Origin of the sequence: Pseudomonas mosselii, assembly GCF_005796105.1 — a bacterium.
GTDB classification, from domain to species: Bacteria; Pseudomonadota; Gammaproteobacteria; order Pseudomonadales; family Pseudomonadaceae; genus Aquipseudomonas; species Aquipseudomonas mosselii_C.
This window is the reverse complement of record NZ_VAUO01000002.1, coordinates 769,768-790,106: the sequence shown is the minus strand read 5'-3', so window position 1 is coordinate 790,106 and position 20,339 is coordinate 769,768. Positions and strand designations below refer to the sequence as shown.

Annotated in this window: 20 protein-coding genes and 1 riboswitch; of the genes, 13 read left to right on the top strand and 7 right to left on the bottom strand. The window is 62.5% G+C overall.

What is annotated here, in order from left to right; translation table 11 throughout:
- Window position 1 precedes the first annotated feature (1 nt).
- The 3 genes from FEM01_RS08540 to FEM01_RS08530 all read left to right on the top strand — a co-directional run bounded on the left by FEM01_RS08540 (window position 2) and on the right by FEM01_RS08530 (window position 1,370).
- Window positions 2-475 carry a WbuC family cupin fold metalloprotein gene (locus tag FEM01_RS08540; RefSeq protein WP_138218993.1) on the top strand — a complete coding sequence of 158 codons (474 nt, stop codon included), beginning with the start codon at window positions 2-4 and terminating at the stop codon, window positions 473-475.
- Window positions 476-541: 66 nt separating this feature from the next.
- A complete protein-coding gene (locus tag FEM01_RS08535) occupies window positions 542-1,012 on the top strand; it encodes a hypothetical protein (RefSeq protein WP_138218992.1) in 471 nt (156 codons plus the stop codon).
- A 67-nt stretch (window positions 1,013-1,079) separates the two neighbouring features.
- Window positions 1,080-1,370 (top strand): PA4642 family protein, encoded by a 291-nt coding sequence (locus FEM01_RS08530; protein ID WP_138218991.1) that lies wholly within the window; start codon window positions 1,080-1,082, stop codon window positions 1,368-1,370.
- Between the two features lie 284 nt (window positions 1,371-1,654).
- On the opposite strand, the gene mqo is transcribed toward FEM01_RS08530, so the two are convergent.
- Window positions 1,655-3,160, bottom strand: a complete 1,506-nt coding sequence (gene mqo / locus FEM01_RS08525) for a malate dehydrogenase (quinone) (protein WP_138218990.1) — start codon at window positions 3,158-3,160, stop codon at window positions 1,655-1,657.
- Window positions 3,161-3,765: 605 nt separating this feature from the next.
- Window positions 3,766-3,999 (bottom strand): hypothetical protein, encoded by a 234-nt coding sequence (locus FEM01_RS08520; protein ID WP_138218989.1) that lies wholly within the window; start codon window positions 3,997-3,999, stop codon window positions 3,766-3,768.
- Between the two features lie 207 nt (window positions 4,000-4,206).
- On the opposite strand from FEM01_RS08520, the gene FEM01_RS08515 reads away from it, so the two are divergent.
- Window positions 4,207-4,791, top strand: a complete 585-nt coding sequence (locus FEM01_RS08515; protein WP_138218988.1) for a YajG family lipoprotein — start codon at window positions 4,207-4,209, stop codon at window positions 4,789-4,791.
- Window positions 4,792-4,882: 91 nt separating this feature from the next.
- On the opposite strand, the gene FEM01_RS08510 is transcribed toward FEM01_RS08515, so the two are convergent.
- Window positions 4,883-5,089: a hypothetical protein gene (locus FEM01_RS08510; RefSeq protein WP_138218987.1), complete on the bottom strand. Its 207-nt coding sequence runs from the start codon at window positions 5,087-5,089 to the stop codon at window positions 4,883-4,885.
- Between the two features lie 160 nt (window positions 5,090-5,249).
- Between FEM01_RS08510 and FEM01_RS08505 the strand changes: the two genes are divergently transcribed.
- Entirely contained in the window at window positions 5,250-5,510 is a 261-nt protein-coding gene (locus FEM01_RS08505; protein WP_138218986.1) for a hypothetical protein, read from the top strand.
- Between the two features lie 32 nt (window positions 5,511-5,542).
- Here the strand turns inward: FEM01_RS08505 and FEM01_RS08500 are convergent, their stop codons facing one another.
- Window positions 5,543-6,712: a 1-acyl-sn-glycerol-3-phosphate acyltransferase gene (locus FEM01_RS08500; RefSeq protein ID WP_138218985.1), complete on the bottom strand. Its 1,170-nt coding sequence runs from the start codon at window positions 6,710-6,712 to the stop codon at window positions 5,543-5,545.
- 121 nt (window positions 6,713-6,833) lie between these two features.
- Here FEM01_RS08500 and FEM01_RS08495 point away from each other — a divergent pair, with 121 nt between their 5' ends.
- The 4 genes from FEM01_RS08495 to FEM01_RS08480 all read left to right on the top strand — a co-directional run bounded on the left by FEM01_RS08495 (window position 6,834) and on the right by FEM01_RS08480 (window position 8,843).
- Complete coding sequence (locus tag FEM01_RS08495; protein ID WP_138218984.1) at window positions 6,834-7,019, top strand: CPXCG motif-containing cysteine-rich protein; 186 nt, start codon at window positions 6,834-6,836, stop codon at window positions 7,017-7,019.
- Window positions 7,019-7,279, top strand: a complete 261-nt coding sequence (locus tag FEM01_RS08490) for a putative signal transducing protein (RefSeq protein WP_138218983.1) — start codon at window positions 7,019-7,021, stop codon at window positions 7,277-7,279. Before FEM01_RS08495 ends, FEM01_RS08490 begins: the two co-directional genes overlap by 1 nt.
- Window positions 7,280-7,294: 15 nt before the next feature.
- Entirely contained in the window at window positions 7,295-7,915 is a 621-nt protein-coding gene (locus tag FEM01_RS08485; protein ID WP_138218982.1) for an SOS response-associated peptidase, read from the top strand.
- 112 nt (window positions 7,916-8,027) lie between these two features.
- Window positions 8,028-8,843: a M48 family metallopeptidase gene (locus tag FEM01_RS08480; protein ID WP_138218981.1), complete on the top strand. Its 816-nt coding sequence runs from the start codon at window positions 8,028-8,030 to the stop codon at window positions 8,841-8,843.
- A gap of 80 nt (window positions 8,844-8,923) precedes the next feature.
- On the opposite strand, the gene FEM01_RS08475 is transcribed toward FEM01_RS08480, so the two are convergent.
- The 3 genes from FEM01_RS08475 to FEM01_RS08465 form a co-directional block, all read right to left on the bottom strand.
- Window positions 8,924-9,511: a TMEM165/GDT1 family protein gene (locus FEM01_RS08475; protein WP_138218980.1), complete on the bottom strand. Its 588-nt coding sequence runs from the start codon at window positions 9,509-9,511 to the stop codon at window positions 8,924-8,926.
- An 87-nt stretch (window positions 9,512-9,598) separates the two neighbouring features.
- Window positions 9,599-9,720: riboswitch (yybP-ykoY riboswitch) on the bottom strand.
- Between the two features lie 39 nt (window positions 9,721-9,759).
- Entirely contained in the window at window positions 9,760-10,758 is a 999-nt protein-coding gene (locus FEM01_RS08470) for a class I SAM-dependent methyltransferase (RefSeq protein WP_138218979.1), read from the bottom strand.
- 50 nt (window positions 10,759-10,808) lie between these two features.
- Window positions 10,809-11,774 carry a 2-hydroxyacid dehydrogenase gene (locus tag FEM01_RS08465; RefSeq protein WP_138218978.1) on the bottom strand — a complete coding sequence of 322 codons (966 nt, stop codon included), beginning with the start codon at window positions 11,772-11,774 and terminating at the stop codon, window positions 10,809-10,811.
- A gap of 215 nt (window positions 11,775-11,989) precedes the next feature.
- Here FEM01_RS08465 and FEM01_RS08460 point away from each other — a divergent pair, with 215 nt between their 5' ends.
- From FEM01_RS08460 to FEM01_RS08440, 4 genes are all read left to right on the top strand, one after another.
- Entirely contained in the window at window positions 11,990-13,672 is a 1,683-nt protein-coding gene (locus FEM01_RS08460) for a fatty acid--CoA ligase (protein ID WP_138218977.1), read from the top strand.
- A 320-nt stretch (window positions 13,673-13,992) separates the two neighbouring features.
- Window positions 13,993-15,873, top strand: coding sequence for a DUF1302 domain-containing protein (locus FEM01_RS08450; RefSeq protein ID WP_138218976.1), 1,881 nt, complete (start codon window positions 13,993-13,995; stop codon window positions 15,871-15,873).
- Between the two features lie 16 nt (window positions 15,874-15,889).
- Window positions 15,890-17,254 carry a DUF1329 domain-containing protein gene (locus tag FEM01_RS08445; protein WP_138218975.1) on the top strand — a complete coding sequence of 455 codons (1,365 nt, stop codon included), beginning with the start codon at window positions 15,890-15,892 and terminating at the stop codon, window positions 17,252-17,254.
- Between the two features lie 253 nt (window positions 17,255-17,507).
- Window positions 17,508-20,225, top strand: a complete 2,718-nt coding sequence (locus FEM01_RS08440; RefSeq protein ID WP_138218974.1) for a LuxR C-terminal-related transcriptional regulator — start codon at window positions 17,508-17,510, stop codon at window positions 20,223-20,225.
- Window positions 20,226-20,339: the final 114 nt, after the last annotated feature.

Here is a 20,339-nt window from a genome sequence, read left to right as displayed (position 1 = left end):
CATGCGCCAGCCCGCGTTTCTCGACCAGTCGTTGTTCGCCGGGCTGGCCGCTCAAGCGGCGGCCAATCCCCGAGGCCGACAGCACCATAACTTCCATACGATGGACGAGCCCTGCCATCGCATGGCCGTCGGATTGCAGCCGGATACCTACATCCCGCCTCATCGCCACTTGAGCGAAGACAAGGCCGAGGTGTTGATCGTGCTCAAGGGCCGGCTGGGCCTGCTGATCTTCGATGCACAGGGCCGTGTGCTGGATACGCGGGTGCTGCAAGCCGGTGGCGATTGCCTGGGCGTCGATCTGGCGCCAGGTACTTACCATGGCCTGGTGGTGCTGGAGCCCGACAGCATTTTGTTCGAGTGCAAGGCCGGCCCCTATCGGCCGATTGGCGAGGGCGAGCTTGCCCCTTGGGCGCCCCGCGAGGGCGAGCCGGGTGCTGCCCAGTACCAGGCCTGGATGCGCGCGCAGTTCGACTGACCGCGATCAGGTCGGTGCCGGCAAATCGGGCGTGCTAGAGTGCCTGCTCTTGCCAAGGAGCCTCACATGCGCGCACTCATTCCCCTGCTGCTGGCCGTGAGCCTGCCGCTGTCTGCTGCACCGCTGCACAGCCAGTTCCTGCCGCCCGATGACCTTTCCCTGCGTCAGCAAGCGCCAAGCGCGCAGCAGTTGTTGCAGGTCACCGACTATTCGGTGGTGGTCGGCACCCAGCGTCAGTCAGACCAACAACCGATCCCGATTACCTCGTCGTTGCAGATGCGCTTGAAAGGCAAGCCCATGAACAAGGGCGCGAGCATCGCCCAGGTGCTGCTGACGTTCGATGGCGAGGGCGGCAAGAGCCTGAAGAAGCCGGTGTACGACGACAAGACCCGCACCCTTACGCTCAATTACCCGATGGCCGACTACCGGGTGATCATGGACCTGCTGCGCAACGAGACGCTCTACGTGCAGTTCCTCAGCTACCCCAACGGGCATGTCTGGGCCGACCTGCACACCGGCACCGTACGTACGCGTTGAGGCGCGAGGGGCCGGGGGTTACACTGCCGGCCTTCGAAATTCCGTGATGGCTTAGTTGGAGTCGGCGATGCGTAAAGACAAGAAACAGGTTATTGGTGACGAAATCAGCGATGACTACATCAAGACCTTCCTGCAGTTCGAGCCGGCCGATGGCCTGACCTCGCCCGCGCACCACAAGTTGATCAAGGCTTATCGTGGCCTGCGCGTCGATGATTTCGCGCGTTTCGTGGGTTTCTTCGTCGAGGCGGGCCTGGACCTGGACGGCAAGGACGAACACGGCAAGACCTTCGTCGAAGTGATCGCCGACCAGCGCAACGCGCCGGAGTACATCGAGATCATCGATAACGCCCGCGGCTGATCCGCTTCGCCTGATTTGCTCCCTGTAGGAGCGGCCTTGCGCCGCGAAAGGGGCGCGCAGCGGCCCCCGGAAATCGGCATGCTGCACAATCGCCGGGGCTGCTCGCAGTGCTTTCCTGCCCGTCCTACAGTGGTGGGCCTTGCTCAGCTACAGGCACAAAAAAACGCCCCGAGGGGTAATGCCCGTCAGTTAAGCCAATGGGGCCGCTTTGCGGCCCCAACTACTGCAACACAGGCTTAGCTGACTGGCATTACCCCAAGGGGCGTTTTTTCGTTGCTGCCGGGTCAGGCGTAGTGCTTGGCCGGGCTGCTTTCCACTAGCTCCAGTGCCACGTCGTTGTCGGCGCTGATCTTGTGGTACAGCGCAGCGTCCGTCGCCAGGACCTTCTCACGCGCAGGGAAGATCTCCTTGAGCTTGGCGGCCCAGGCGCCTTTGGCTTGCTCCGGGAAGCAGCGTTCGATCAGCTCGAGCATGATCGACACGGTCACCGAAGCGCCAGGCGATGCGCCCAGCAGTGCAGCCAGGCTACCGTCCTGGGCCGAAACCAGCTCGGTGCCGAACTGCAGGATGCCGCCTTTCTTCGGATCTTTCTTGATGATCTGCACGCGCTGGCCGGCCACTTCCAGGCGCCAGTCTTCGGCCTTGGCTTCAGGGTAGAAGCGACGCAGCGATTCCAGGCGTTGCTCCATCGACTGCATCACTTCGCTGACCAGGTACTTGGTCAGGTCCATGTTGTCGCGTGCGACCGCCAGCATCGGGCCGATGTTGCCCATGCGCACCGACAGTGGCAGGTCGAGGAACGAGCCGTGTTTGAGGAACTTGGTGGTAAAGCCTGCGTAGGGTCCGAACAGCAGCGATTTCTTGCCATCGACCACGCGGGTGTCAAGGTGCGGCACCGACATGGGCGGTGCACCGACGGCCGCCTGGCTGTAGACCTTGGCCTGGTGCTGCTTGACGATTTCCGGGTTGTCGCAGCGCAGCCACTGGCCACTGACCGGGAAGCCGCCAAAGCCTTTGCTTTCTGGAATGCCAGAGGCTTGCAGTAGCGGCAGTGCCGCGCCGCCGGCACCGAGGAAGACGAAGCGGGCGTCCACTTCGCGGCTGCTGCCGCTGTTGACGTCCTTGATGCTCACGGTCCAGCCGCTGCCGTTACGGCGCAGGCCGACGACCTTCTTGCTGTACTTGACCTGGGCGTCCGGGCTGCTGCCCAGTTGCTTGAGCAGCTTGTTGGTCAGCGCGCCGAAGTTGACGTCGGTCCCCTTGAGCACGCGGGTGGCGGCGATGCGCTGGTCGGCCGGGCGGCCTGGCATCATCAGCGGCATCCACTCGTTCATCAGTGCCTTGTCTTCGGTGTACTCCATCTGCGCGAAGGCATGGTGCTGCTTGAGCAGCTCGAAGCGCTTCTTGAGGAAGTCGATACCTTTATCACCTTCGACGTAGCTCAGGTGCGGGACTGGGTTGATAAACGCACGTGGCGAGCCGAAGCTGCCTTTCTTGCTCAGGTAGGCCCAGAACTGGCGCGAAACCTCGAACTGGGTGTTGATGTGCACGGCCTTCTTGATGTCGATGCTGCCATCGGCGGCCTGCGGGGTGTAATTCAGCTCGCACAGGCCGGCATGGCCGGTACCGGCGTTGTTCCAAGGGTTGGAACTCTCCGCGGCCCCGGAGTCCATGGCCTCGATGACCTCAAGCTTCAAGGTCGGGTCGAGCTCCTTGAGCAGTACGGCCAGGGTGGCACTCATGATGCCCGCGCCTACCAGTACTACATCAACCGATTCGTTCTGCGCCATTTAACGCGTCTCCACAATCTACAGCACCTAATTGACAGCATAGGATCTCCGGGGTTGCCAGGATCGCCATGTCCGACTCTTCGCAGTTCTTTCAACTTCCGCGGATACCGCCAATCAGTCTCGGGTGTTCAGCTATTGAACGCCGTTTGCCGCCGGTGCGGCAATTCGACTTATGGTCAAGTGATCCGTCGTGCGTCATGGACCGGCCTCAGGCTCCTATCCAGCTGGAGCGCTTTTGCCGTCTGTTCAGGGCTGTTAGGGACACATCTGCCGCTTTTGCACATGCCAGACTGTTCATTTGCTCGCCACACTCTTGTGAAGTAGTGAAAAACCGTTTTTTCACGCTCTTTTGGAGACGTGAACCTCAAAAGTGGACTGCGCGATGGCAACCCGCAGGTTCATGCGAGGTGAAGGCCGGGAACAGCAGGCACGACAGCCAATGCAAGACCTGAGTGGAAGGCTCTCTGTGGGCGAAGCGTCGAGGGTGCCGGGGGTCAATCGGCGAATGCGGGGCCCGATCAGGAGACGTCCTTATAATCGGGGGAAGATTATAACGAGGTCGCGGGCAGAAATGTCGTTCTTCTTGGTTTTTATTGCAGCGTTTGTCAGGCCGGCAGGATGCGTTGCTGCCAACGGCGCCTTGCGCGAGGGCAAACCCGAGCGTTGGCCGGCAGAGGTTGACCGAGCCAGCCCAGGTAGGCTTCGCTGACCTGGACCCAGCCAGCCCCGGCCGGTGGCTGGTTGCATTGCTTGAAGCCCAGGCAGATACCGTTGCTGTCGAGGCGGGCGTAGGTGGCGGGGCGAGGGCGTTGCAGCAGCAGGTTCCAGAGCGAGGTCATGGCGGGGTGTCCTGTTCGGATCGGGCTGAGGCAAGAGTAAGCGCCAGGCCATGAAACCATTGTGACAACGGGCGCCGGCAAGCTTTGAGCGGCAAGCGGCAATTGATAGCAGAGCGCAGGTTGGGCGGCTTTTTCTTGTAGCTTGCCGCTTACAGCTTACCGCTGGGTATACTGTGGACCTTTGCCGCTTTTTCTGGAGAAACGCGCATGTTGCAACGTCTGTTGTTCGGTTTGTTCGCGGTGGCCAGCCTGAGCCTGGCCGGTTGTGCTCACAGCCCGCAACAACTCAGCCCGCAGCCCAAGCTCACCCAGCAACTGGCGCCGGTCGGCCATGGCCAGCCGGTGGTGGTCAAGGTGGTCGATGGCCGGGCTTCGCAGTCGCTGGGCACCCGCGGTGGCATGTACCCTGAAACCAGCACCATCACGGTCAATGGCAACGATGTCGTGCCCAAGCTGCAGGCCCAGGCCGAGGCGGCGGTGCGCTTGCTTGGCTTCACCCCGACGCCGAGCGCCTACAACGCTCCGCAACTGACCGTGACCCTGGCAGAACTCAAGTACCAGTCGCCCAAGGACAAGATGTACGTGACCGAGGCCACGATTGGCGCCACCTTCCGGGCCGATGTGTCCAACGCCAACCGCCGCTATAGCGGTCGCTACGGCGCGTCCCTGGACCAGCGCTTCGGCATGGCGCCTAATCAGGAAACCAACACCAAGCTGGTCAGCGACGTGCTGAGCGACGCCCTGACTCGCCTGTTCAAGGACCCGACCATCGGTCAGGTACTGGGCGAGTAAGCACTCAGCTGCAATGCAAGAGCCCGCTGCCTGGGTACCAGGCAGCGGGCTTTTTTGTGAACGTCTCGCAGGGCTGGCGCACGTCTTGGGTTCACGCGGCCTGGACGTGGAAATCCAGCAGGCTGATACCGGTCTGCGTGTCGACTTCGGGCAGGTCGTCGTGGCTGTGCCCGCCAAGGGCGCAGTACACCAGCCACTGGCGGTCCTGGACATTGATGGCGAAACCGTCGATCAGCGCCTGCTGTTCGTCGCTCTGGGCCACGAGGTAGAGGCGGTCCTGGTTTTCGGCGTGCAGCATGACAAGCTCCGGTTCGGTTGAAGGCCGACAGGGTGGCCTGTCTTGATGACGGGCGTGTGACAGATGAAATCGAGTGACACTTGGTCGGCAAAGCGCGGGGCTGAGCGCTTGGCTTAGGTAGAATGCCAAGCTTTGCTGAAGCGTAACCGAGGTCGTGTCGATGTCGTTGCAAGTGCTCATGGGCTTTTTGATCGCCCATCCCGCCAAGCTGATCAACCTGCTGGCCCTGCTGATCACCTGCCCGGGCGGGCTCTTGCTGCAAAGCGCCCGGCGCAGAGCTGCCATGGCTCGCGAGCGCCTGGCAGCGGATGAGGGCATGCTCGAGGCCTTCGACCTGCGGGTGCCTCGCTACTATTACATCCTCGGTTTTTCGTGCCTGGCGATGGCGCTGCTGCTGTCCTGGTTCAGTACCTGGATCTGAACGAACAGGGGCCGCTTTGCGGCCCCGACTGATCAGGCGACTGTCGCCTGCTGCTTGACCTGGTACTGGTTGCGTACCGGCGTCGCATACTGCTGCACCAGATACGGTCGATACTCCGCCGGGCAGGCGTCCAGGCGGCGCTGCCATTCTTCCCGGGCTTTTTGCAGCTCTTCGGACGGGAACACTTTCTCGGCGCTCGGCACCGCCAGTGCTTCGTCCTGCTCGGCCCACATCGCGTAAGCCAGATAGTGCACCGGGAACAGCCGGTAGCCGCCGAGAATCTGCCGGTCTATCGCCTGCGCCAGTTGCTTGGTGTCCTCGTGGTACTCGGTCACCGCTGGGGCGAAGTTGATGTGCACCCGGCCTTTGTAACCGGTGATGCCCTGGGCGATGCTGTTGTCGTCCTCGCCAGGTACCTTGGTGTAGCTGCCGGTGGTGGCGCGTATATAAAGCTCGCGGGCCTTGGCTTGGTCGCACGGGTCGTATTCGTAGCTGATCGACACCGGAATCAGGTTCAAACCTTGGATCACCGCACCGAACGGCTCGTCCTTGCGGCTCATGTGGAACATCTTGAGGATCGCCGAATCGGTACGATCGTCTCCGTCCTTCGCGCGGCCCTCGGCCTGGGCGATCCAGATCGAGGCGCCGTCGTTGCGGATCGAATGATTGATGTAGGCCGACAGCAATTGGTAAGCGGCCAGTTTCTCGCGTCGGCCACTGATCGAGCGGTGCACGATGAAGCTCTTGTTCAGGCGCATCATGTCGCTGACGAACGGCTTTTGCAGCAGGTTGTCGCCAATGGCGATGCGCGGGGTGGGCAGGCCTGCGTGGTACACCGCATAGTTGACGAAGGCCGGGTCCATCACGATGTCGCGGTGGTTGGCCAGGAACAGGTAGGCAGTGCCCGCCTTGAGCTGCTCGACGCCGGTATAGGTGACGCCGTCGGTGGCGCGGTCGATGGTGCGATCGACGTAGTACTCGACCTTGTCCTGCAGGGTGGAGACGCAGGTGACGCCGGCGAACTCCTGGCGCAGGCGCCGGGCGATCAGCGGCTTGAGTAGCCAGCCGAACGCACCTGCCGCACGCGGGAAGCGGAAGTGGGTGAGGATATCGAGGAATGCCGGGTCGCTGAGCAGGCGTGCCAGAACGGCAGGCACTTCAGCGTCGTCGTACGGTCGGATGGCATCGAATTCGCCCATCATGCTCTCTTGTTGGAAACGGCTAGGGTAATAGGTAGGGACGGGGTCCGAAAAATGGCTCGGACACACTCGGGCCCTGTAATCAGACCGGCAATTATACGCACAAGTCACTGCGGAGGCCGCGATGCTGGAAACTGACTTCTACGACTGCCCGTATTGCGGTGAGCCTGTGGAGACTACCGTCGACATCTCCGGCGGGGACCAGGACTATATCGAAGACTGCCAGGTCTGTTGCCGGCCTGTCGTGATCAGGCTGCAGGTGCATGATGACGAATGGATGATTGAAGTGCGCCGCGAGGATGACGCCTGATGCAGCGAATCTACGAGCCGGAAAGCCTGCTGGAGGCACAAATGCTGGTAGGCATGCTGGTCAGCGAGGGGATCGAAGTGCATCTGGTGGGCCGCGACCTGATGGGCGGCGTCGGGGAACTGCCGATGCAGGGACTGTTGGGGCTGGCGGTGCCTGACGAGCAAGCCGGTTACGCACGGCAGCTGATCGATGCGTACAATGCTGCCCAGCCCCTTGTCGGCGACGAACCGGACAGTTATCCGGGAACCCTGATCTGCTAGGTTTTGATTTCGCCCATGTGTGGACGCTACGCCCTTTTCCGCTGGTCCCAGGCCTTTGCTAGCTTGCCCGGCTTTCCCGCTGGCCAGCCAGCGCAATGGAACATCGCGCCCGGCGCCTCGGTGCTGATCCTGCGTCAGCTCGACGGCTTGCAGCAACTGGCCAGTGCACGCTGGGGGCTGACCCCCGCCTGGCTGACCGACCTCTCCCGCACACCCGCCCAGGCCCGCGCCGAAACCTTGGCCGAACAGCCGATGTTTCGTGAGGCCTTGCGCCATCGGCGTTGCCTGATGCCGGCCAACGGTTTCTACGAGTGGCGCGGCACGGTGCGCAAGCGGCCGTATTGGGTCACGCCGGGGGAGGGCGCTTCGCTGTTCTTTGCCGCCGTGTGGGAGGCGTATCCGGTGCAGGAGCATGTGTGGCTGAGCTGCGCGGTGGTCACCCAGGCGGCGATGAACCAGCGCCGCCCCCTGATACTGGATGAGGCCGAACAGGCCATTTGGCTGGACCCCGACACGCCCCTGGCACGCCTGCACGAGCTGCTGGCCAAGCCGCCGGCGAGCTTGCGCGAACGGGCGCTGGCGCTGTTCGTCAACGATCCGAAGCTTGACGGGCCGGAGTGCCTGACGCCGGCCTGAGGCTGAGAGTTAGAGGCATAACGCTGAGCGCGTGTCGGAAAATGCCCTCGGGGCTCTGGCGGCGCCTGGCCTCAGCGCCTAGGATACGCGGCACGTAAATAGGGAGTGTTTTATGCGTAAGTCATTCGTTGTCAGCCTGCTGACTGCAAGCGTCCTACTCGCCGGCTGCCAGGCGGTCAATACCACCAGTGGTGGTGCCGTCGGCGTACAGCGCCAGCAGTACATGTTCAGCATGCTCTCGACCGATGAGGTCAACCAGATGTATGCCCAGTCGTACCAGCAGACGTTGAGCGAAGCGTCCAACAAGGGTGTGCTGGACAAGTCCAGTGCCGATGCCAAGCGCGTGCAAGCCATCGCTGACCGACTGATTGCCCAGGCTCCGCAGTTCCGGCCGGATGCCGCGCAGTGGAAGTGGGAAGTCAACGTGATCAAGAGCGACGAGCTTAACGCCAATTGCGGTCCTGGCGGCAAGATCATCGTCTACACCGGTCTGATCGATCAGCTCAAACTGACCGACGCTGAAATTGCTGCCGTGGTAGGCCACGAAATTGCCCATGCCTTGCGCGAGCACAGCCGCGAGGCGATGTCCAAGGCCTATGGCGTGGAAATGGCGCGCCAGGGGGCGGGGGCATTGTTCGGTTTGGGCCAGGACAGCATGGCGATGGCCGACACTGTGGTGAATTACGCGATGACATTGCCCAACAGCCGTGCCAACGAGAACGAAGCCGACCTGATCGGGCTTGAGCTTTCGGCCCGCGCCGGTTATGACCCGAACGCCGCGATCACCCTTTGGAACAAGATGAGCAAGGCGTCCGAAGGTGCACCGCCCGAGTTCATGAGCACCCACCCGGCTTCCAGCAGCCGCATTGCATCGCTGCAGGCAGCCATTCCCAAGGTGATGCCGCTGTATCAGGCGTCTAAGAAGTAAGCTTCAAGCTTCAAGCTGCAAGACGAAGCGAATCTGCTTTTTCTTGCAGCTTGAGGCAAGCCACTTGCAGCTCGCAGCCTTCAGCCGACCCAGCCACTGGTCTTCATGGCCGAGTACACGGCCACCACGGCCAGTACGAAGAACGCCGCAGCCGCCAGGCGACGGATCAAGGTCAGCGGCAGTTTCTCGGCAGCGAAGTTGCCTGCCAGCACCACCGGCACGTTGGCGATCAGCATGCCCAGGGTGGTGCCGATGATGACCATGATCAGGTGCGGGTACTGTGCAGCAAGCATCACCGTGGCGACCTGAGTTTTGTCACCAATCTCGGCCAGGAAGAACGCGATCAGCGTGGTCAGGAAAGGCCCGAAACGGCGCGCATTGCTGGTTTCGTCATCGTCCATCTTGTCTGGCACCAGGGTCCACAGTGCGGTGGCGGTGAAACTTGCGGCCAGGATCCAGTGCAGCACCGATTCGCTGAAGAAACCGCTGACCCAGGCGCCTACGGCACCTGCGGCGGCATGGTTGGCCAAGGTCGCGGCAACGATACCGGCGATGATCGGCCAGGGCTTTCTAAAGCGGGCTGCGAGAATGAGGGCAAGCAGTTGCGTCTTGTCGCCGATTTCAGCGAGGGCAACGATAGCGGTGGGGACGAGCAGCGATTCCAGCATCAGGATTCCTACGGGGGCGGGTCGACACGGCTATGACACGAACAGCCTCCCCGCCCCGGGTAAGGTGTGCGTGTCATAGGTCTTGTCAAACCCTGGATCCATCTACGTGGATCGTGGGTCGCACGCGCCATGGCCTGTGGGCCAAGTATGTTGACGCGTACCGGGCGAGCAGGACGCTCGCGGGAGACTACTCCCCTAGGACGGAGCGGATTCTGCCTACGCCCAGCGCATTAGGCAAGCGCTGTTTTTCAAGTGCGGGTGGCGCGATAGATTCGGAAACCGTGCGCGTCGGCGCGCACCTCGCAGTTGCCCAAGGCGTCCTCGATCAGCGGTTGGTAGCGTAGGAAACTGTTTGCGACAAGGCGTATTTCGCCCCCTTTTCGCAGATGTTGCCCCGATTTTTTCAGCAGATTTTCCGATGCCTGATAGTTGGTGTGCACCCCGGAGTGAAACGGCGGGTTGCTCAGGATCAGGTCCAGATCGGTCGGCGCTGCGTCGATACCGTCACCGCTGATCACCTCGCCTTCCAGGCCATTGGCTGCCAAGGTCATGCGGCTGGCCGCCACGGCGAAGGCGTCAACATCCAGCAGCGTGACCCGGCTCTGTGGATAACGGCGCTTGACCGTCGCCCCCAGCACCCCAGCGCCACACCCGAAGTCCAGCACATGGCCGTTCGGCAGCGCGTCGAGGTGTTCCAGCAGCAGTGCGCTGCCCTTATCCAGGCGCCCATGGCTGAACACACCGGGCAGGCTGATCACGTGCAGCGGGCCATCGGCGAGCGTCAGCTCGAAACGTTCAGCCAGGCTTTGTAGCGGTTTGGCCTCCGGCGCATTGTCCACCGTTACCTGCCACAGCTGGCAATGCCGCGCGCTGTCCAGCTTGCGCGGCTTGCCGAAGGCTTGCAGTTGTTTGGCGGCGCCCTCGATTCCGCCGCGTTTTTCGCCGACCAGGTACAGGCTACGGCCGGCCAGGCGCGAGGCCAGGGCGTTGAGCAGGTAGGCGGTCAGCTCGCGGGACTTGGGCAAGAACAGTACGGCGCTGTCGAAGGCCACATCGGGGACTTCGACGCCGTGGTGAACACGCGCTGTGAAACGGCTCTGCAACAGCGCTTGATCGCCGGCGTGCCAAGTCCAGCCCTGGGCTTGGGGCAGCTCGCCGAGCAAGCTGTCGGCGGCGAGGCCGGCGATCAGCAGCGAACCCTGGAACAGGTCCGCCTGGCGGAGCAACACTTCACTGCGCGGGTCCATGGACGACGCCTCCTGAAAAAGTGGCGCAGTGTAGCAGAGCCGCCCGTTGATCAGCCGACCACTCGCCGCGCGTCGCCGCAGAAGAAGGCCTGGGCGTTCTCGGCGAGTTGGCCGACGATGCGCTGGCGTGCTTCCACCGCCCCCCATGCGCTGTGCGGGGTGATGATCAGGCGTGGGATATCCGCTGCCAGCAACGGGTTGCCGTTGACCGGCGGCTCGACGCTCAGCACATCGGTAGCCGCACCACCCAGATGACCACGGCGCAGCGCATCGGCCAGGGCCTGCTCGTCGATCAGCCCGCCACGTGCGGTATTGACGACCAAGGCGTTGGGCTTGAGCAGCGCCAGTTCGCGGGCGCCAAGCATGTGCCGGGTTTGTGCGTTGAGGGGGCAGTGCAGGGTCAGCGCATCGACCTGCGGCAGCAGCTCCTCCAGCGGCAAGCGGTCGGCACGCGGCGGCCGCCCCGGAATCTGCCCGCTGAGCACGCGCATGCCGAACGCCTCGGCAAGGCGCGCCACGGCCCCACCGAGTTCGCCATGGCCGAGCAGGCCCAAGGTCTTGCCTTGCAGTTCGACGATGGGGAAGTCCAACAGGCAGAACTGGCTGGCCTTGGCCCATTGACCGGCAGCCACGGCCTGGTTGTAGTCGCACAGGCGCGTGGCCAGTGCCAGCAGCAAGGCGATGGTGTGCTGGGCCACCGACGGCGTGCCGTAGCCCTGGCAATTGCACACGGTAATGCCCTGGGCGCGGGCGGCGGCCAGGTCGACATTGTTGGTGCCGGTGGCGGCCACCAGGATGAGCTTGAGCTGGGGGTTGGCGGCGAGGGTCGGCTGGTCGAGCATGACCTTGTTGCTGATCACCACGCTGGCGCCTTGCAGGCGTTCGGCGACCTGCTCGGGGGCAGTGGCGGCGAACAGTTCGAGGGCATCGAACTGCTGCTTGAGTGGCGACAGGTCGAGGTCCCCAAGGTCGAGGGAGTGGTGGTCGAGAAACACGGCGCGACGCAAGCTGGGCATGGTGCCCTCCAATGGCATGGCGGAACGAAAGTGGGGTGGCATTCGCTTCAAGCGGTTACGCGAGTGTCCGTTCCACAGGCGCCGCTCGTCAACGCCAGGGCCGCCAGTCATACCTTGGCGCGGCAAATCATTCCTTCGGCTGATTTGACCGGTGCGTCACCGAACTACAGTAACTGTCTGAAATGTCCGGCCTGTTTTCGAGAAAAGGGATATCTATGTTGCAGACGCGCATCATCAAGCCAGCCGAAGGCGCCTACCAATACCCGCTGCTGATCAAGCGCCTGCTGATGTCGGGCAGCCGCTATGAGAAAACCCGCGAGATCGTCTATCGCGACCAGGTCAGGCTGACATATCCACAGCTGGTCGAGCGTATCGCACGGCTGGCCAACGTACTGACCGCCGCCGGGGTAAAGGCCGGTGACACCGTGGCGGTGATGGACTGGGACAGCCATCGCTACCTGGAGTGCATGTTCGCCATCCCAATGATCGGGGCAGTGGTGCATACCATCAACGTGCGCCTCTCGCCAGAGCAGATCCTCTACACCATGAACCACGCCGAAGACCGCTTGGTGCTGGTCAACAGCGATTTTGTCGGTCTTTATCAGAGCATCGCCGGGCAGTTGACCACCGTCGACAAGACGCTGCTGCTGACTGACGCTGCGCAAAAGTCGGCCGATTTGCCCGATCTGGTGGGCGAATACGAGCAACTGCTGGCCGCCGCGAGCCCGCACTACGACTTCCCCGACTTCGACGAGCATTCCGTGGCCACCACCTTTTACACCACCGGCACCACCGGTAACCCCAAGGGTGTGTATTTCACCCATCGGCAATTGGTGCTGCACACCCTCGCCGAAACCTCGGTGACCGGGAGTATCGACAGCGTGCGCCTGCTGGGCAGCGATGATGTGTACATGCCCATCACGCCGATGTTCCACGTGCACGCCTGGGGTATCCCGTATGCCGCCACCATGTTGGGTATGAAGCAGGTCTATCCGGGGCGCTACGAGCCCGACATGCTGGTCAAGTTGTGGCGTGAAGAGCAGGTCACGTTCTCTCACTGCGTCCCCACCATCCTGCAAATGCTGCTCCACTGCGCTGCCTCGCAGGGACAGGATTTCGGCGGCTGGAAGATCATCATCGGTGGCAGTGCGCTCAACCGCGCCCTCTACGAAGCCGCCCTGGCACGTGGCATCCAGCTCACTGCGGCGTATGGCATGTCCGAAACCTGCCCGCTGATCAGCGCGGCGCACCTGAACGACGAACTGCAGGCCGGCAGCGAGGATGAGCGCGTCACGTATCGAATCAAGGCCGGCGTGCCGGTGCCGCTGGTGGAGGCCGCCATCGTCGATGGCAACGGCCAGTTCCTGCCGGCCGATGGTGAGACTCAGGGTGAGCTGGTGCTGCGCGCACCCTGGTTGACCATGGGCTACTTCAAGGAAGCCGAAAAGAGCGAGGAGCTGTGGCAGGGCGGCTGGCTGCATACCGGTGACGTCGCGACGCTCGACGGCATGGGCTTCATCGACATCCGCGATCGCATCAAGGATGTGATCAAGACCGGTGGCGAGTGGATCTCGTCGCTGGACCTCGAGGACCTGATCAGCCGCCACTCGGCGGTGCGCGAGGTGGCGGTGGTGGGGGTGCCTGACCCGCAGTGGGGCGAGCGCCCGTTTGCCCTGGTGGTGGTGCGCGAGGGGCACGCCCTCGATGCGCGCGTGTTGAAGGAGCACCTCAAACCGTTTGTCGAGCAGGGGCATATCAATAAATGGGCGATTCCCAGCCAGATTGCCGTTGTTACTGAAATTCCCAAGACCAGTGTCGGCAAACTCGATAAAAAGCGCATTCGCGTGGATATCAGCGATTGGCAGGCGAGCAACAGCGCATTTCTCTCGACCCTGTGATGCGGGTAAGGTCTGGGCCTATTCGGGCCCGGACCTTACGCTAGAGCGGCTGGCGCCTTGTCAAACGAGAAAAATGGTCCATGCTTGTGAGCGGTCAGCGCACAGGCGGGTCGCTGCGGTCACCTCGGAACACAAATCACACTTTAGAGGGATCATGCACCTGAGACCGCTGGCTATAGTCGGGTCAGGGGAATTTCAGGAATGGGGAAGGCGACACGCAACGTGCCTGTCGCCAAGCGCAGGAGCCGGTGTCACCGGGCGCTCGGGCCGTTTCTGAAGGGACTCACTGCCATAACAATAAAGTACATGGAGTAGCGTCGATGACATCTGCAAACCCGTTCTGGCGTCGGGCAAGACTGCCCTTGGCCGTCAGCCTCGCTTCCACGCTCGCAAGTCCTGCTTTCGCTGTCAGCTTCAATATCGGTGAAATCGAAGGCCAGTTCGACTCGTCGCTCTCCATTGGCGCCAGTTGGTCGACCGCCAGCCCCAACAAGAACCTCATTGGGGTCAACAACGGTGGCAAGGGCTTGTCGCAGACCTCCGACGACGGTCACCTGAACTTCAAGAAAGGTGAGACGTTCTCGAAGATCTTCAAAGGCATCCACGATCTCGAACTCAAGTACGGCGATACCGGCGTATTCGTGCGCGGCAAGTACTGGTATGACTTCGAACTCAAGGACGAACATCGCGAGTTCAAGGACATCAGCGACTCCAACCGCAAGGAAGGGGCCAAATCGTCGGGCGGGGAAATCCTCGACGCCTTCATCTATCACAACTATTCCATCGGTGACATGCCGGGCTCTGTGCGCTTCGGCAAGCAGGTGGTCAGCTGGGGCGAAAGTACCTTCATCGGCGGCGGTATCAACTCGATCAACCCGATCGACGTGTCCGCCTTCCGCCGTCCGGGCTCGGAGGTGAAGGAAGGCCTGATTCCGGTCAACATGTTCTACATCTCCCAGAGCCTGACCGATAACCTGTCGGCCGAAGCGTTCTACCAGATCGAATGGGACCAGACCGTCGTCGACAACTGCGGCACGTTCTTCTCGCAGCCAGACATCATCGCCGATGGTTGCACCAACAACCTGCGGGTACTGAACAGTGGCCGTGTGCTCGGTCAGTTGCCGGCCGGTGCCCAGGCCGCCTTGGCTGCCAGCGGCGTCGACTACAACGATGAAGGTGTGCTGGTGCGTCGCTCTGCCGATCGTGATGCGCGCGATGGCGGTCAGTTCGGTGTGGCGTTCCGCTACATGTTCGAACCGCTGGACACCGAGTTCGGTGCCTACTTCATGAACTACCACAGCCGGGCGCCGATCTTCAGTGCCACCGGCGCGCCACAGGCGCTGTTCGACATCGCCAACGGCGGCGGTTTCGGGCAATTGGCACCACTGGTCATCGCGGGTAATTCGAAGTACTTCGTCGAGTATCCAGAAGACATTCGCCTGTACGGCCTGAGCTTCTCCACCACCTTGCCCACGGGGACGGCCTGGAGCGGTGAACTCAGCTACCGTCCGAACGCGCCCGTACAACTGAACAGTACCGATATTCTCTTCGCTGGCGTCAAGCCGCTGGGCGGCCCGGTGTTCGGTAATGCTTCGCTGCTCGATGGCGTTCCAGGCCAGGACCTGCACGGGTATCGCCGTAAGGAAATCACCCAGTTCCAAACGACCTTCACCCACTTCTTCGATCAAGTGATGGGGGCCAGCAGGCTTACCGTCGTTGGCGAGGTCGGTGTGACGCATGTCGGAGGGCTGGAAAGCACCAGCAAGGTCCGCTACGGGCGTGACCCGGTCTACGGCCCGGGCGAGTTGCCCAATGGCACGTGCGTCGCACTCAACGGCAGCACCATCGGCGGCTCCGGCCTGGGCAGTTCGACGGCCAACCTGTCGCGCAACTGCAACAGCGACGGCTTCACCACCAGCACCTCCTGGGGCTACCGTGCTCGCGCCATCTGGGAGTACCCGGACTTCTTCGCAGGGGTCAACCTCAAGCCTAGCGTTGCCTGGTCCCACGACGTCGAGGGCTACTCGCCGGGCCCTGGCGGTAACTTCGAGGAGGGCCGCAAGGCCGTCAGCCTGGGTCTGGATGCCGAGTACCAGAACACCTACACGGCCAGCCTGTCCTACACCAACTTCTTCGATGGCAAGTACACCACCGTGGATGACCGCGATTTCATCGCCCTCAGCTTCGGCATGAACTTCTAATTCAGGACGACACAGAATGAATATGACCAAAGGTCTGCTGAAAGCCGGTGTACTGGGCCTGTCCCTGCTGGCGACCAGCGTCATGGCTGCGGTTTCTGCCGATGAAGCGGCCAAGTTGGGCAGCACGCTTACGCCGATGGGCGCCGAAAAAGCCGGCAACGCCGACGGCTCCATCGGTGCCTGGGAGCCGCTTTCCAAGTCGGCGGGTAGCGTCGATGCCAAGGGCTTCCTGTCCGACCCTTACGGCAGCGACAAACCGCTGTTCACCATCACCGCGCAGAACGCCGACCAGTACAAGGACAAGCTTTCGCCAGGCCAACTGGCGATGCTCAAGCGCTACCCGGATAGCTTCAAGATCCCGGTGTACAAGACCCACCGTGGCGCCACGGTCCCGGATGAGGTGTTTGCCGCCATCAAGGAAAACGCCACCAAGACCACCCTGGTCGAAGGCGGCAACGGCCTGAACAACTTCCGCACCGCTGTGCCGTTCCCGATTCCCAAGGACGGCCTGGAGGTGATCTGGAACCACATCACCCGCTACCGCGGTGGTAGCGTCACACGCCTGGTGACCCAGGCCACGCCGCAGCAGAACGGCTCCTACAGCCTGGTGTATTTCCAGGATCAGTTCGTCTTCCGTGACCGGATGAAGGACTACGACCCGGCCAACCCCGGCAACATCCTGTTCTACTTCAAGCAGGAAGTGACTGCACCGGCACGTCTGGCCGGTACTGTACTGCTGGTGCACGAGACCCTCGACCAGGTCAAGGAGCCGCGCAAGGCGTGGATCTACAACGCCGGCCAGCGCCGCGTACGCCAGGCACCACAGGTGTCCTACGACGGTCCGGGTACTGCCGCCGACGGCCTGCGTACCTCCGACAACCTGGATATGTACAACGGTGCACCGGATCGTTACGACTGGAAACTCGAAGGCAAGAAGGAGATGTACATCGCCTCCAACGCCTTCAAGCTGGACGACCCGAAGCTCAAGTACTCCGACATCATCAAGGCTGGCCACATCAACCAGGATCTGGCCCGCTACGAGCTGCGTCGGGTGTGGCATGTGGTCGCGACCCTCAAACCAGGCCAGCGGCATATCTACGCCAAGCGTGACTTTTACATCGACGAAGACACCTGGCAAGCCGCGGTGATTGACCAGTACGACGGTCGCAATCAGCTGTGGCGCGTGTCCGAGGCCCATGCCCAGCCTTACTACAACGTACAGGTGCCGTGGTACACCCTCGAAGCCATCTACGACTTGCAGTCGGGTCGCTACCTGGCCTTGGGTATGAAGAACGAAGAGAAGAGCGCCTATAACTTCGGCTTCAGCGCCAGCAAGGCCGACTTCCAGCCAGCAGCGCTGCGCCAGGCGGGGGTGCGTTGACCTGACGCCTTGCGGCTCCTTGTAAACTCCCAGAACGCCCCGGCTTGCCGGGGCGTTTCTGTTTGCGCAGGCCGCTACCGGCCAGGGTTGGTTTATAGCGCATCATCTGCGCGGCTGATGCTGGCCGGCGTTGTTTCTTTTTGTCGTAGTCTTTTTGCGCAAATCGAGCCCATCGCCTTCAAATGGGTCGCGTTTGCGGCTAGTCTCGCAAAGATCCGTATTGCCGAAGTCTTTCCAATAGAACGAGCCGGCCATGACAGACCTGTCCCGTATGCATGGAGTCGCCAGCCAGGCCCTGGGCCTGTTGGACGGTCGTTTTTTCCGGCCACCGTTGCCAGAAGCCCATGTGCCCAGGCCGCGCTTGTGCCAGCGTCTCAACGGTGGGTTGGCCGGGCGGCTGTTACTGGTCAATGCGCCAGCGGGCTTCGGCAAGAGTTCACTGGCGATCGAGTTCTGTCAGGCGCTGCCCAGCCACTGGCGTAGCCTCTGGTTGGGATTGAGCCAGCGGGATGCCGATCCCGGGCGTTTTCTCGAGCGCCTGCTGGAGGGTTTGCAGCAATTCTGCCCGGCGTTGGGTGGCCAAGCCTTGGGGCTGTTGAAGATGCGCCAGCGCCACCAACCGTTCGCCTTCGAGGAATGGCTCGACAGCCTGCTGGATGAGTTGGCGCAGTACCTGCACGCCGATACGCCGCTGCTGCTGGTGCTCGACGACTATCACCTGGCTCAAGGCCCGGTACTCGATCGCTGCTTGCAGTTCTTCCTCAATCACCTGCCCGCCGGGCTGGTCCTGTTGGTCACCAGTCGGCAGCGCCCGGACTGGCACTTGGCACGTCTGCGCCTGTCGCGCCAACTGGTCGAACTCAACGAGCAGGATTTGCGCTTGACCCCCGACGAGTCGCTGGCGGTAATTGGCCGCCAACCCACGGGCCTGCGCGGGCAGGCGTTGGACAATTTGATCCAGCGTAGCGACGGCTGGGTCGCGGGCTTGCGCTTCTGGCAACTGGCAGCCAGCGAGGCGGGCGATGACGGCGCCTTGCCCCAGGCCTTACATGGCGGTGAAGGGCTGATCCGCGATTACTTGCTCGAAGAGGTGATCGAGATACTGCCAGCGCCGGTGCAGGCGTTCCTCTTCGACACCGCCTGCCAGGAGCGTTTCTGCGCCGAGCTGTGCGACGCCTTGCGCGAGCGTCATGATAGTGCCGATATCCTGCGTTACTTGCAGGCCCACCAGGTCTTTCTGGTGCCGCTCGATGAGCATGGCCGTTGGTTCCGCTATCACCACTTGTTCTCTGACCTTTTGCGCAGTCGTCAGGCTAGCGAGCCATTGAATGACCTGCATCTGCGGGCCTGCCACTGGTTCGAGGGGCAGGGGCTGCTCGATGAGGCCGTGGAGCAGGCACTGCGAGCTGGCCACTTGGACGTAGCCGCCGACCTGGTGCAAAGCCTGTCCGAGGAGCAACTGCTGGCCGAACAGAACGTCGGCATGCTGTTACGCTGGAAAATGGACTTGCCCGACAGCTTGCTGATCAGCACGCCGCGGCTGATCGTGCTGTACAGCTGGGCGCTGGGGCTTGCTTGCCAGTTGGATGCGGCCGAAGAGCTTGCCGCCTACCTGAGCCGTTTCCTGCCGGCGCCGTCGGCCACCGCGCAGCGTTCGATGCTTGCCCAATGGTTGGCCTTGAGCGGGATCATCGCGCGTGGCCGTGGCGATCGTCAGCGCACCCTCGCGTACTGTGGCGAAGCCTTGCAGAGCTTGCCCGACAAGCGCTACGGGCAGCGTCTGGTGTGCCTGTCGACCTTGTCCAACCTGGCCATCGCCGATGGTGACTTCTGGCGAGCCCGGGGTTGGAATCGCGAAGCCCTGGAGCTGGCCCAGCGGGTCGGCAACCCGTTGTTCGAAGCCTTGGCCCACTATGATCGGGCTCGGGTACTGCATGCGCGTGGCGAGGTGCTCAGGGCGCTCGATGAGGTTCGCCATGGCATGCAGCGGTTGCAAGGCCTGTCCGGGCAGCGGCTGTATGCCGTACGTGCTCGCTTGACGTTGTATGAAGGCTACCTGTTGGCCACCCGGTTGCAGCCGGCTCAGGCACGCGCTCGGCTGCGTGCCGGCCTGAGCGAGGCACGCGCCTGTCGCGATATCAGCGTGTTGATCGGCCATTGCGTGATCGCGTCGCTGGATGGACGTGAAGGGCGTTACGCCGAGGCGTTCTCGGAACTGGCCGAGGCCGAGCGGCTGATGCACATCTGGGATGTGCCGCCGATTTTCTACCTGGCCATGATCACCCTGGTGAAATGCGAGCTGTGGCTGGCCCAGGGGCGTACCGACCTCGCCGAATCCTGGCTGCTGCGCCTGGGCCAGACCTACGGTGGTGAGCAGCCGGCCGCAGCCCCCGAGTTCCACCCACTGTTGCCGCTGCACATCGAGTTGCAACAAGCCCTGCTCGAGCAGGTGCTTGAGCGCCCGAGCGACGCCGAGGCGCGGCTACAGGCTTTGATCGCCAGGGGGCGCGCCAGTGGCGGCATGATGCTGGTGGTCTGTGCGCTGTGCCAGTGCGTGGGGCTGCTCCTGGCGCAGAGACGTGAAGGCGAAGCCAGCAAGCTGTTCGCGCAAGCGCTTGAGGCGGCTCAGGGCGGAGGGTTGCAGGCTTTCCAGCGACTGATAGAAGAGCATCCGGCGTGGCTGCGTGAGCAACTCGCCAGCCGTATGCCATGCTCGATCCACGCCCAAGTGCTGGCCCGTCTGCCGGAGGTGCCCGACACCCTCGCAGGCCCCAGCGAACACTTGAGCGGGCGCGAGCTTGCAGTATTGGAGCTGATCGCCCAGGGATGCTCGAACCAGCAGATCAGCGAGCGCTTGTTCATCTCCCTGCACACCGTCAAGACTCACGCCAGCCATATCAACAGCAAGCTTGGCGTCGAGCGTCGCACACAGGCCGTGGCGCGGGCCAAGGCCTTGGGGTTGCTAGCCTAACGGTAGCGACCTGGCGCATTGCCCGTTAAGATGGCGGCCATAGGCCATCATTTGCGTTGCCTCTTGGGCTCATCTTTCCCGTAGCGTTGCCGATACCCCTTTCGGTGGCGTACG

Excerpts from the sequence above, each read along its gene's own strand:
- FEM01_RS08540 (WP_138218993.1), top strand. The coding sequence starts at position 2 with ATGCGCCAGCCCGCGTTTCTCGACCAGTCGTTGTTCGCCGGGCTGGCC.
- FEM01_RS08495 (WP_138218984.1), top strand. The coding sequence starts at position 6,834 with ATGCTGGAAACTGACTTCTACGACTGCCCGTATTGCGGTGAGCCTGTG.
- FEM01_RS08485 (WP_138218982.1), top strand. The coding sequence starts at position 7,295 with ATGTGTGGACGCTACGCCCTTTTCCGCTGGTCCCAGGCCTTTGCTAGC.
- FEM01_RS08510 (WP_138218987.1), bottom strand. The coding sequence starts at position 5,089 with ATGCTGCACGCCGAAAACCAGGACCGCCTCTACCTCGTGGCCCAGAGC.
- FEM01_RS08520 (WP_138218989.1), bottom strand. The coding sequence starts at position 3,999 with ATGACCTCGCTCTGGAACCTGCTGCTGCAACGCCCTCGCCCCGCCACC.
- FEM01_RS08460 (WP_138218977.1), top strand. The coding sequence starts at position 11,990 with ATGTTGCAGACGCGCATCATCAAGCCAGCCGAAGGCGCCTACCAATAC.
- FEM01_RS08450 (WP_138218976.1), top strand. The coding sequence starts at position 13,993 with ATGACATCTGCAAACCCGTTCTGGCGTCGGGCAAGACTGCCCTTGGCC.
- FEM01_RS08480 (WP_138218981.1), top strand. The coding sequence starts at position 8,028 with ATGCGTAAGTCATTCGTTGTCAGCCTGCTGACTGCAAGCGTCCTACTC.
- FEM01_RS08445 (WP_138218975.1), top strand. The coding sequence starts at position 15,890 with ATGAATATGACCAAAGGTCTGCTGAAAGCCGGTGTACTGGGCCTGTCC.
- FEM01_RS08475 (WP_138218980.1), bottom strand. The coding sequence starts at position 9,511 with ATGCTGGAATCGCTGCTCGTCCCCACCGCTATCGTTGCCCTCGCTGAA.
- FEM01_RS08500 (WP_138218985.1), bottom strand. The coding sequence starts at position 6,712 with ATGATGGGCGAATTCGATGCCATCCGACCGTACGACGACGCTGAAGTG.
- mqo (WP_138218990.1), bottom strand. The coding sequence starts at position 3,160 with ATGGCGCAGAACGAATCGGTTGATGTAGTACTGGTAGGCGCGGGCATC.
- FEM01_RS08490 (WP_138218983.1), top strand. The coding sequence starts at position 7,019 with ATGCAGCGAATCTACGAGCCGGAAAGCCTGCTGGAGGCACAAATGCTG.
- FEM01_RS08440 (WP_138218974.1), top strand. The coding sequence starts at position 17,508 with ATGACAGACCTGTCCCGTATGCATGGAGTCGCCAGCCAGGCCCTGGGC.
- FEM01_RS08535 (WP_138218992.1), top strand. The coding sequence starts at position 542 with ATGCGCGCACTCATTCCCCTGCTGCTGGCCGTGAGCCTGCCGCTGTCT.
- FEM01_RS08470 (WP_138218979.1), bottom strand. The coding sequence starts at position 10,758 with ATGGACCCGCGCAGTGAAGTGTTGCTCCGCCAGGCGGACCTGTTCCAG.
- FEM01_RS08465 (WP_138218978.1), bottom strand. The coding sequence starts at position 11,774 with ATGCCCAGCTTGCGTCGCGCCGTGTTTCTCGACCACCACTCCCTCGAC.
- FEM01_RS08505 (WP_138218986.1), top strand. The coding sequence starts at position 5,250 with ATGTCGTTGCAAGTGCTCATGGGCTTTTTGATCGCCCATCCCGCCAAG.
- FEM01_RS08515 (WP_138218988.1), top strand. The coding sequence starts at position 4,207 with ATGTTGCAACGTCTGTTGTTCGGTTTGTTCGCGGTGGCCAGCCTGAGC.
- FEM01_RS08530 (WP_138218991.1), top strand. The coding sequence starts at position 1,080 with ATGCGTAAAGACAAGAAACAGGTTATTGGTGACGAAATCAGCGATGAC.